Annotated in this window: 10 protein-coding genes; 4 read left to right on the top strand and 6 right to left on the bottom strand. The window is 28.4% G+C overall.

The genetic code is table 11. The features are described from left to right. Positions 1-41 precede the first annotated feature (41 nt). The 5 genes from ACX6CF_RS23490 to ACX6CF_RS23470 form a co-directional block, all read right to left on the bottom strand. Positions 42-569 (bottom strand): DUF4364 family protein, encoded by a 528-nt coding sequence (locus ACX6CF_RS23490; protein WP_458787817.1) that lies wholly within the window; start codon positions 567-569, stop codon positions 42-44. Between the two features lie 163 nt (positions 570-732). Beyond that, positions 733-1,659 carry a TIGR01212 family radical SAM protein gene (locus tag ACX6CF_RS23485; protein WP_458787816.1) on the bottom strand — a complete coding sequence of 309 codons (927 nt, stop codon included), beginning with the start codon at positions 1,657-1,659 and terminating at the stop codon, positions 733-735. Beyond that, the gene (locus ACX6CF_RS23480) at positions 1,640-2,092 is read right to left on the bottom strand and encodes a hypothetical protein (RefSeq protein WP_458787815.1); all 453 of its coding nucleotides are present in this window, start codon (positions 2,090-2,092) and stop codon (positions 1,640-1,642) included. The genes ACX6CF_RS23485 and ACX6CF_RS23480 overlap by 20 nt, the downstream gene beginning before the upstream one ends. 177 nt (positions 2,093-2,269) lie before the next feature. After that, a complete protein-coding gene (locus ACX6CF_RS23475; RefSeq protein WP_458787814.1) occupies positions 2,270-2,929 on the bottom strand; it encodes an SdpI family protein in 660 nt (219 codons plus the stop codon). Continuing rightward, positions 2,916-3,194, bottom strand: coding sequence for an autorepressor SdpR family transcription factor (locus ACX6CF_RS23470; RefSeq protein WP_458787813.1), 279 nt, complete (start codon positions 3,192-3,194; stop codon positions 2,916-2,918). The genes ACX6CF_RS23475 and ACX6CF_RS23470 overlap by 14 nt, the downstream gene beginning before the upstream one ends. A gap of 365 nt (positions 3,195-3,559) precedes the next feature. On the opposite strand from ACX6CF_RS23470, the gene glpK reads away from it, so the two are divergent. Continuing rightward, entirely contained in the window at positions 3,560-5,053 is a 1,494-nt protein-coding gene (gene glpK, locus ACX6CF_RS23465) for a glycerol kinase GlpK (protein ID WP_458787812.1), read from the top strand. Between the two features lie 428 nt (positions 5,054-5,481). Here the strand turns inward: glpK and ACX6CF_RS23460 are convergent, their stop codons facing one another. After that, positions 5,482-6,555 carry an HD-GYP domain-containing protein gene (locus ACX6CF_RS23460; protein ID WP_458787811.1) on the bottom strand — a complete coding sequence of 358 codons (1,074 nt, stop codon included), beginning with the start codon at positions 6,553-6,555 and terminating at the stop codon, positions 5,482-5,484. A gap of 208 nt (positions 6,556-6,763) precedes the next feature. On the opposite strand from ACX6CF_RS23460, the gene ACX6CF_RS23455 reads away from it, so the two are divergent. From ACX6CF_RS23455 to ACX6CF_RS23445, 3 genes are all read left to right on the top strand, one after another. Next, positions 6,764-7,027, top strand: coding sequence for a hypothetical protein (locus ACX6CF_RS23455; RefSeq protein WP_458787810.1), 264 nt, complete (start codon positions 6,764-6,766; stop codon positions 7,025-7,027). A gap of 306 nt (positions 7,028-7,333) precedes the next feature. Next, a complete protein-coding gene (locus ACX6CF_RS23450) occupies positions 7,334-8,986 on the top strand; it encodes a SulP family inorganic anion transporter (RefSeq protein WP_458787809.1) in 1,653 nt (550 codons plus the stop codon). 128 nt (positions 8,987-9,114) lie between these two features. Next, the gene (locus ACX6CF_RS23445; RefSeq protein ID WP_458787808.1) at positions 9,115-10,290 is read left to right on the top strand and encodes a class I SAM-dependent methyltransferase; all 1,176 of its coding nucleotides are present in this window, start codon (positions 9,115-9,117) and stop codon (positions 10,288-10,290) included. Positions 10,291-10,386 lie beyond the last annotated feature (96 nt).

The following is a 10,386-nucleotide window of genomic DNA, read 5'->3' as shown; positions in this document are numbered from 1 at the left end:
AAAAACTATATATATACCGCTAGGTTATTGCATTTAGTCATTTAAGCTCTTAATAACTCCTCTAATATCTTTCCATAAATCATATGAGGATTTTCTTTCCAATTATCACATATCTTTAAAGCATGTTCCTTAGATATAACATTTATCTTAATTTCCATAAGCAGATCTTTTTTCTCTTTTGCAATACATTTAACAGTATAATCTCCGTTTCTCTTAGGATAATATTCTGCTGTTATCTCAAACTCATCTTTTAACTCTAACTTTTTATCCTTTAGATAGTCAAGTATTTCTGTACAGATACTTTCAGGTATCCTATTCTCGAAATATTCTAAAGTTTGTTTACCATTTTCGGTAATAGAGTATCTAGTAGAGTGATTTATTACTTTAGTAGCTAATAAATTAGTTTCAACTAGTTCCGAAAAATACTGCTGTAGTGAAAAATAATTCATATATTCATGAGCTAATAAAAATTCTGAAATCTGAGTATATGACATTGACATATCTAACTTATCGATCATATAAAGAATAATTAACTTATTTACACTCAATTCATGATTTGAACCCTTCATATAAACCTCCTCAAAGCCGATCTAATATGTAATTATTTAAATATGTAATATTAGATAACCACAATATATAGTGGTAAGTATATATTTAAACACTTTATATATTAACAACTATTGTATATTAAAAAAAGAAAATAAACAAGTAGGTAATTAATATTAAATTGAATTAGAAAGCTATTTTTTTACCTTGCCATGTATTTTGCTCTCTAAATTCTTTTAATACAGTGTTCAATACTACTTTTTTATTACCACTCCAGAGAGGTTCAATTAATAGGTTCTTAGGTCCATCTCCTGTAATTCTATGAATAACTATATCAGGTGGAATAATTTCTATACAGGATATTAATAAATTGATATATTCATTCATTGAAAATATTTTGAAATTGTTCTTAGAATGATAATCCGCTAAATCCGTATGTTTCAATACATGTAACAACTGAAGTTTAATACCCCCGATATTTCTGTCACATATATATTTTACTGATTGAAGAACTTGATTTTTCGTTTCATTAGGTAGTCCTAATATCAGATGAACAACCACGTTAAGACCAGCTTTATTAAGCCTTGTTACAGCACTATCAAAACATTCTAGGTCATATCCTCGTCTAATGAATGATGCAGAAGAGGTATGGATTGTCTGTAAACCAAGTTCAACCCATACCTTTTTGGTTTTGTTAATATTGGCTAATAGTTTTATCACTTCGTTATCAAGGCAATCAGGTCTTGTAGCTATAGATAGACCAATTATATCAGGATGAGATATTGCTTCTCTAAAAAGTGCCTCTAAACGATTGATAGGGGCATAAGTATTAGTATATGCTTGGAAGTAAGCAATATATTTATTCCCTGTTTTTTTAGATGACAGTCTCTTTTTACCTTCTTCGATTTGGTCATATATTGATAATGATGCTGAAGAAGCAAAATCTCCTGAACCGCCTTCACTACAAAAAATACAACCTCTTGTATCAATCGTACCATCTCTGTTAGGACAAGTGAAACCACCATCTATTGCAATTTTATATATTTTTTCACCATATAATTCTCTTAAATAATAATTTAATGAATAATAGGGTTTATCTCCCCAAGTACTCATATTGTTTTTCAGTCCTTTCAAGTTTCTCTTTGGTATCTCTGATTTTTTTACATAAAAGTACTAATTTTTTCCATTCTTCCTCTGTTGATATATTCTTTACCATATCAATAAACTCTAATTTAATGTTAAATAAAACATTTTGTTTAACTAAAGCTTCATCACCATATTTTACATTCAGAATTTCTGATATTACATTAATAGTATCATCTGAAAGAGTACATGGCAAGTATAGGTAAATACTATTCAATATTGTTTCTATAGCATCATATTGTTTTTCGAAAGGATTTCCTTTGTTATTCTCAATATAGTAATTAAGAGAGTTAACATCAAAAAATATGACATTCTCTATTTCGGAGTAATCATAATTGATTAGTACGTCTCTAAATTCATTGAGTTTGATTTCTAGTTCTGTTTCGCTTATTATGTCAGTCATTTGATTCATCCTTTTATTTTTTTCTATATAAATAATATATGCTAAGAAAGATGAAATAAACAAACAAAAAAACCCACTTGATTACATTCATTGATATTAAAAAGAAAAAGGCTACTAGAACCTTTTTCCTTATCTCAATATAAAAAACATATTTGCTTTTCATAAATTTTTATAAAATTATTTTTTCTTTTTTAGACCATTTTTTGATATACTCATTTTTCTAAAAAGCAAGTATGAGTAAACAAATAAAGAAATAACTAAAATTGCTGAGATGCCTAAGCCGATATATAATATTAAAGGATTAGAAATGATTCCAGTCAATATAATGATTATACCTAAAATCATAAAAACATATCCACCATAGAAATGTGTTCTTTTCCAATTGGTTTCATCAGCAAGAGTCCAAGGTGTTTTGATTCCAATAAAATAGTTATGCCTAAATTGTGGCATATAATTACCAATAATAATAAAAAGAATTCCCACTAGTATTGGTACAAATAAGCCTACATTCATTTCTATACCAAAAGAAGCTATAATAGTAATCCAATTGATAATTATTAAAAATAGAATCGTATAGAATGAGAAAATATTATAAGCTTTTGAGTGTTTTTTATAATTTTCCCTTTTAGGGTCGATTTTTGGTAGGGTGTTCATTAATAGATATATTGCTAATGGTAATATACCAAGAATAATTGCCATATATTTAGGACCAGTATTATCTACTTCTCCATTAATACCCCAGTGTATAGGAATCATATCAGGTAGATAGAAATATGCTATACAAGTTCCTATAAATGATATAATACATAGAATGAGTGTTAGTTTAGGTTTCTTCATTATTATCATCCTTTCTGGTAAAATCATATATCCACTTTATCATGGATTGAAATGATGTAGTATTTAATGAATATATTATATTTTGTCCTTGGCGCTCTGTAAAAACCAATTTAGAATTTTTTAAAATATTTAAATGATGGCTGATTGATGGTTTACTAATATTAAAGCAATTAGCAATATCACCAGCAGTCATATCTTTTTCATATAATAATTCCAATATTTTTCTTCTTGTAGGATCAGATAATGCTTTAAATACTTCGTTCATCAAATCACTCCTGTGTGTCATCATAACTCCTGTTTTCTAAAACATACAATTGATAATAACACAAATACTATAGTTAGTACAAGTATGTGCATAATATCTTTTATATAAATTTATATAGTTAGATAAATGTCTAAATAACTATAATATTAATATAGTATACTACTTCTAAGTTGTCAAGAAACTATCTATAATTAATTGGTCTATGAAAATATTTGTTGATATAGTATAATATTTAATAAGGAGATGTACTTGATTTGTATAATTTAATTCATATCTGGTGAGAGTTGTTATTGATTTTGCTAATAATGACTATATTAAGCATCCCCGTGACATATTTGCTGCAAATATATTAGGAGGTTTTTATTATGGAGAAGAAATATGTAATGTCACTTGATCAAGGAACTACTAGTTGTAGAGCAATATTATTTAATAAAAATGGAGATATTGTTGAAACTGCACAAAAAGAGTTTAAACAATTCTATCCAAAACCAGGTTGGGTAGAACATGATGCAATGGAAATTTGGGGTACGCAAAGTGGAGTTATGAGAGAGGTATTGGAGACGGCTGGTGTAAGTGTCAATGATGTAGCAGCTATAGGAATAACTAATCAAAGAGAAACTACAGTTGTTTGGGATAAGAATACTGGTAAGCCAGTGTATAATGCGATAGTATGGCAGTCAAGACAAACAGCAGATATATGTGAAGACCTAAAAGAAAAAGGGTTAGAAGATTATATTAGAGAAAATACAGGGTTAATTATAGATGCATATTTTTCAGCTACTAAAGTTAAATGGATTTTGGATAATGTTGAAGGTGCAAGAGAAAAAGCTAAAAATGGAGACTTATTATTTGGAACTATGGATACATGGTTAATCTGGAATATGACAAGAGGAGAAGTTCACGTTACAGAGTATTCTAATGCGTCTAGAACAATGTTATTTAATATACGTAAACTCCAATGGGATAATAAAATATTAGATGAATTGGACATACCTATCTCAATGATGCCAGATGTAAAACCTTCAAGTTATATATATGGCTACACTCATGAAAAGACATTAGGTGGTGCTAGAATACCTATTTCAGGAGCAGCTGGAGACCAACAGGCAGCTTTATTTGGACAAGGTTGTTTTGAACCTGGAATGGTAAAAAATACATATGGTACAGGAAGTTTCATTTTAATGAATACAGGTGATAAACTTATTAGTTCTAAGAACGGGCTATTAACTACAATTGCGTGGGGGGTGGATGGGAAAGTAGAATATGCTCTAGAAGGAAGTATATTCATTGCTGGTGCTTCCATTCAGTGGTTAAGAGATGAAATGAGATTGATATTCTCTTCAGATGAGAGTGAATACTTTGCTATGAAAGAAAAAGATTCAGGAGGTGTCTATGTGGTGCCAGCATTTGCAGGATTAGGGGCTCCTTACTGGGATATGTATGCAAGAGGTGCAATAGTAGGATTAACAAGAGGAACCAATAGAAATCATATAATAAGAGCTACATTAGAATCAATTGGTTATCAATCAAAAGATGTCATTAATGCAATGGTTGAGGATTCGGGGATTAAGATGGAGAGATTAAAGGTTGATGGTGGTGCTTCAGCTAATAATTTCCTACTACAATTTCAAGCGGATATATTAGGCGTAGTTGTAGATAGACCAAAAGTTATTGAAACTACTGCTCTAGGTGCTGCTTATCTAGCTGGACTTGCTGTTGGATTCTGGAAAAAGGATGAACTGAATAAAGAATGCGATATAGATAAGTCATTTAAACCTTTTATGGACAGTGAAACTAGAGATATAAAATATAAGGGATGGAAAAAAGCAGTAACCAGAGCAATGAATTGGGAAGAATAGGTAATATTACAAAAATATTACTGAAATAAAAATTATATTAAATAAATATAAAATTATTATTAAGAATATTATTATTGTATTTTTTTTCTGTAATGTATAAATATTAATAATGTATTTAATAAAAAATAAAGCTATTGAAGTTAAGGTAAGCCTTAAATCATAAGGGTTTTGAACAGTAAAATAACCACATGTCTCCATGTGGTTATTTTGATGAGGGGAGTATAAATAATTAATAAGGGGTTATATAGTGTATATGATATGTATCGTTCCTTAACAAAGAAGGGTAAACAACACAATCATATATTCACATTATAGTATATATTTTATATAATTTCAACAAAAAAATTAAATTTTTATTAAAAAAATAATAAAAAAATGTTTTATAGAAGGTATTCATATAAAAAAAGGCGTATTTTAGAGGTTTCGCCTTACATAATTTCCTCTATATCTAGATTCGTTTCATCTTGCATGTCAATCATTGCAATCCCAACATCTACAATAGGTTTTGATGGAGTCGTTTTATGAATAAAAACTATTCTACCCACTTCTCCATTAGATAATCTTACTTTTCTATGTAAATAGTTATAGGCAATATTTTCTAGAAATACAAATAGATATTTGGTATCTAGTAAGCCATAGGATTCTCGTTCAAATAATCTTATTACTTTGAATGGGGAAGTTTTTTTGTGATATGAACGAACTGATGTCATGGCATCATAGATATCTGCTATAGCAATTATTTTAGCAAAATCATTTATTTGTGAATCTTTTAGATGGGAAGGATATCCAGAGCCATCTATCTTTTCATGATGCATCAATATTCCCATTTTTATTTCTTCGGGATAATCAAGAGTTTTAATTAAATTGTACCCTATTTCAGGATGTTTTTCTATAATTGCAAATTCATCATCAGTTAATTTACCAGGTTTATTAATTATTTTGGTATCTATTGATAATTTTCCTATATCATGTAAAAGCCCTGCAACAGTCAAATTTTCAATATCTTGTTTATCTAGATGTAACCATTGACCGAATATATTGCATAGCATAGATACATTCAATGAATGGGAATATGTATATTCATCTACACTTCTTAAATGATTAAGAAAATTAAAAAGTTCACTTTTAGTTTTGAGAGCTTTAATTAAATCATTGCTCAGTCTGAAAAGATCTCTAATGTTAACATTTCCACCATTACTGATATCATCTAATTGTCTAGTTACTTTTTTCTTATTGATGTCATAGCTATCTTTGAATCTCAAAAACTTTTTGGTGAATTCATTATTATTAGTAATATTGTTAGAGTTATATTTAAGAGGAGCAGTATATTCTTTTATATCTACACTTAGTATTTGGTACAAATTAAATTTAAAGATATGATTTTGAGTAATGATAGTATTAGAGGGAATCAATATTAGTCCTTTAGATGTGATTACATCATTGGCAAGTTCCATACCAATTTCTAAATCGTGAATGCTTAATCTATTTATTTTAAATTCCATATCAATAAACCTCTTTTCAAATAAATTTTTACAGTTTATTTTTTTACATTATACCAAAATTTGCTAATTAATGAAATAATTTTTTGTACCTAATTTTAGATAATCTTATTATAAAATAAGTAAATAAATACTTTTTTTATATGCATAAAATATTTTTTATAACAAATAATATAACTGTAAGATGTAAATTTAAAAGGAGGTCTATTAAATGGCTAAGAGAAATAAATCAAAAAACATGAATAATGAGAACATGGAAAACAATATGTATAACGAAAATAGTAATAATTGCATGAGAAATGAAAACATGGAAAACAACAACATGGAAAACAACAATATGGAAAACATGAATAATATGAACAACATGAATAACATGAACAATAACAACATGGAAAACATGGAAAACATGGAAAACATGAATAACAGTATGTATGACAATAATATGAAAGACAAAAAAAATAAGTACAGCAAATAATATTTCTACTCCTTGGTATAGCTACTGGTATAAGTATCAGTAGCTTTCTAATGTATGACATCTTATCAAAATTAATCCTATTAAAGCTTAATTGCTTATAGGATTAATTTTTTTTTCATTTTTTAATTATATAGAAAAGTGTTATTTAATATTTAAAGTGAAAAGATATTGCATTTGTAATAGATAAGTACTAAAATGCTATGGGAACTAATATGGAAAATCATACTAAATTACTTTTGTGGATTAATCATATGAAATGTAAATAAAGTAAAAAGGCAAATGTAAGAAAGAAAGAGGAAGAACAATATGTCAAAATTAAAACCCAAATTATTTAGCACAATGAAACATTATTCAAAAGAACAATTATTAAGTGATATTACAGCTGGTATTATTGTAGCTATAATAGCATTGCCTCTATCAATAGCACTAGCAATTGCTTCTGGTGTATCACCTGAAAAAGGTATACATACTGCAATCATAGCAGGTTTTCTTATATCTTTTTTAGGCGGAAGTAGAGTTCAGATTGGTGGACCTACCGGGGCATTTATGGTTGTTGTTTATACAATTGTAGCAAAACATGGGATTGAAGGATTAATTATTGCCACGATGATGGCTGGTTTAATTATGATAATTATGGGTTTATTGAAATTAGGAAGTGTTATCAAGTTCATTCCATATCCAATAACAACAGGTTTTACTAGCGGTATAGCTTTAGTTATTTTTTCATCTCAGATGAAAGATTTTTTTGGATTCAAAATTGGTGAAGTACCTGCTGATTTTATTGGAAAGTGGAAAGCTTATTTTTCTGCAATGGATACTGCTAATTTATGGAGTGTAATAATAGGTGTTATAGCGTTATTGATTATTATTTTTTGGCCTAAGGTAAACAGGAAAATACCTGGAACATTAATTGCTTTGATAGTTACAACAGTAATGGTAATGATATTCAAATTAGATGTTGCTACTATTGGATCAAAATTCGGAGAATTATCTTCTGCATTACCTAGACCTCATATACCAAATATCAACATGGAAAAGATAAGTACATTACTAGGACCGGCTGTTACAATAGCATTTTTAGGATCTATTGAATCATTGTTATCAGCGGTAGTATCAGATGGTATGATAGGAAGTAAACATCGCTCTAACATGGAATTAGTTGCTGAGGGAATAGCCAATATGGCTTCTGGTTTATTTGGTGGAATTCCTGCTACTGGGGCTATTGCAAGAACTGTAGCAAACATTAAAAATGGGGGAAGGACACCAATTGCTGGGATAGTTCATTCTATAACATTGCTATTGATAATGGTTATATTTATGCCATTAGCTAAGTTGATACCCTTATCTTCGTTAGCGGCTGTACTTATTATGGTTGCTTATAATATGTGTGGATGGAGAGAATTCAAAGAATTATTTAAATCACCTAAAAGTGATGTTTTAGTACTGTTAATTACATTTTTTATTACAGTCCTAATTGATTTGGTAAAGGCGATTGAAATAGGTATTGTATTAGCATCGTTGTTATTTATGAAACGTATGGCAGATGTAACAAATGTGAAAGAAACAGTAATGGATGCATCTGAAGAAGGTGATGATGATTTTAATTTTGAAGAAGAAAGCAAGAAATTCAAGTTAACAGATGGTATACAGGTCTATGAAATCAACGGTCCATTTTTCTTTGGAGCAGCGGATAAGTTCATGGAAGTTATAAATGGAATCGGTAATCCTACCAAAACAATAATTTTACGAATGCGTAATGTACCAGTAATGGATGCAACAGCGTTACATGCATTTAAAAAATTAATAGATATATGTAAGAGAAATAAAACCAAGATATTGATATCTGGAATTAATGAACAGCCTAAAAATTCTTTGATTAAAGCTTCAATCTATGAGGTTATAGGGGAAGAATGTTTCTTCAATACTGTAGAGCAAGCTTTTACATATGCTAATAGATAACCTACATAATATATTCAACTTATGTAGAGCAAGAAATACTAATTACGCTATTTTTATATCTAATCTACTTTGAATTTGTATTAATATATATTATAATATGGAGATAAATACAAGTAGGAGAGATAATAATGGATAATGTACTTGCTTTAATTGAAAGCGTTATAAAGAAAAATAATGTGAATAACATTATACTGAGCAAAGTTAGAAAAAAAGACGAGACTAATTATAATAAAGTCAATGTAAAACCTGTAATGATTAAAGGTAGGTTATTATATCAATTAGAATATCATTATACTAAAAAAGTAACACATAGTAATTTGAATTCTGATGATACGATAAATGAACTTAAAGATCTGATGGAAAATTATTTTAAGCAGGGTAATTTTTATACAACAGAAGCTGATTATCAAGTTCTGGTTAGTAAAAAAGGTAAAGCTAACATAATAAAGAAATCCCCAACAAAGGAAAAAGTAGAGCTGGAGCATAATAGAACCAAGAATTACATTTTATCTGAAAATGAACCTTATGATTTCTTGATTAAACTAGGAGTAATGAATAAGGATGGGAAAGTATTAGCTAATAGATATGATAAATTCAAACAGCTGAATAGATTCCTTGAAATGGTTTCAGATTGTATGGAACATCTTGACAAGACTAAGACCATAAATATTATTGATTTTGGTTGTGGTAAATCCTATTTAACTTTTGCTCTTTATCATTATCTAGTTGAACAATTGAAATTAGATATAAATGTTATTGGACTTGATTTGAAAAAAGATGTTATAGAATTTTGTAATAATATAGCTGATGAGCTTAATTATAAAAAATTGAAATTTGTTCATGGTGATATAAAAGGGTATGAAGAAATTAATAAAGTCGATATGGTTGTAACTCTTCATGCGTGTGACACAGCAACTGATGATGCCTTAGTCAAAGCGGTAAATTGGGGAGCAGATGTTATATTATCAGTTCCATGCTGCCAACATGAATTATTGAAACAAATTCATAATCAGACAATGAAAACAATGGAAAAACATGGAATAATCAAAGGAAAGTTATCAAGTCTTATTACTGATAGTGTAAGAGGTAATATACTTGAAATTATGGGATATTCTGTACAAATGCTAGAATTTATCGACATGGAACATACACCTAAGAATATACTTATTAGAGCATTTAAAAAAGGGTCTAATAATAGAGAATGTATAGATGAATATAATGAGTTTAAAAAGTTTTGGAACATACAGCCTTATATTGAGAAAGCAATGGGAGATAAATTATTGTTATTATTAGATAAAAAATAATGAATTGATATAAGACAAATTAGTAAAATATATGTAAATTTTTGACTAAAGTGGTATCAGAATATGGTAAAACTTTAGTTTTTTTATGTATAAAAA

This window comes from Vallitalea sediminicola (assembly GCF_054408565.1).
This window is presented reverse-complemented; position numbering and strand designations above follow the sequence as displayed.

Excerpts from the sequence above, each read along its gene's own strand:
- ACX6CF_RS23490 (WP_458787817.1), bottom strand. The coding sequence starts at position 569 with ATGAAGGGTTCAAATCATGAATTGAGTGTAAATAAGTTAATTATTCTT.
- ACX6CF_RS23485 (WP_458787816.1), bottom strand. The coding sequence starts at position 1,659 with ATGAGTACTTGGGGAGATAAACCCTATTATTCATTAAATTATTATTTA.
- ACX6CF_RS23480 (WP_458787815.1), bottom strand. The coding sequence starts at position 2,092 with ATGACTGACATAATAAGCGAAACAGAACTAGAAATCAAACTCAATGAA.
- ACX6CF_RS23475 (WP_458787814.1), bottom strand. The coding sequence starts at position 2,929 with ATGAAGAAACCTAAACTAACACTCATTCTATGTATTATATCATTTATA.
- ACX6CF_RS23470 (WP_458787813.1), bottom strand. The coding sequence starts at position 3,194 with ATGAACGAAGTATTTAAAGCATTATCTGATCCTACAAGAAGAAAAATA.
- glpK (WP_458787812.1), top strand. The coding sequence starts at position 3,560 with ATGGAGAAGAAATATGTAATGTCACTTGATCAAGGAACTACTAGTTGT.
- ACX6CF_RS23460 (WP_458787811.1), bottom strand. The coding sequence starts at position 6,555 with ATGGAATTTAAAATAAATAGATTAAGCATTCACGATTTAGAAATTGGT.
- ACX6CF_RS23455 (WP_458787810.1), top strand. The coding sequence starts at position 6,764 with ATGGCTAAGAGAAATAAATCAAAAAACATGAATAATGAGAACATGGAA.
- ACX6CF_RS23450 (WP_458787809.1), top strand. The coding sequence starts at position 7,334 with ATGTCAAAATTAAAACCCAAATTATTTAGCACAATGAAACATTATTCA.
- ACX6CF_RS23445 (WP_458787808.1), top strand. The coding sequence starts at position 9,115 with ATGGATAATGTACTTGCTTTAATTGAAAGCGTTATAAAGAAAAATAAT.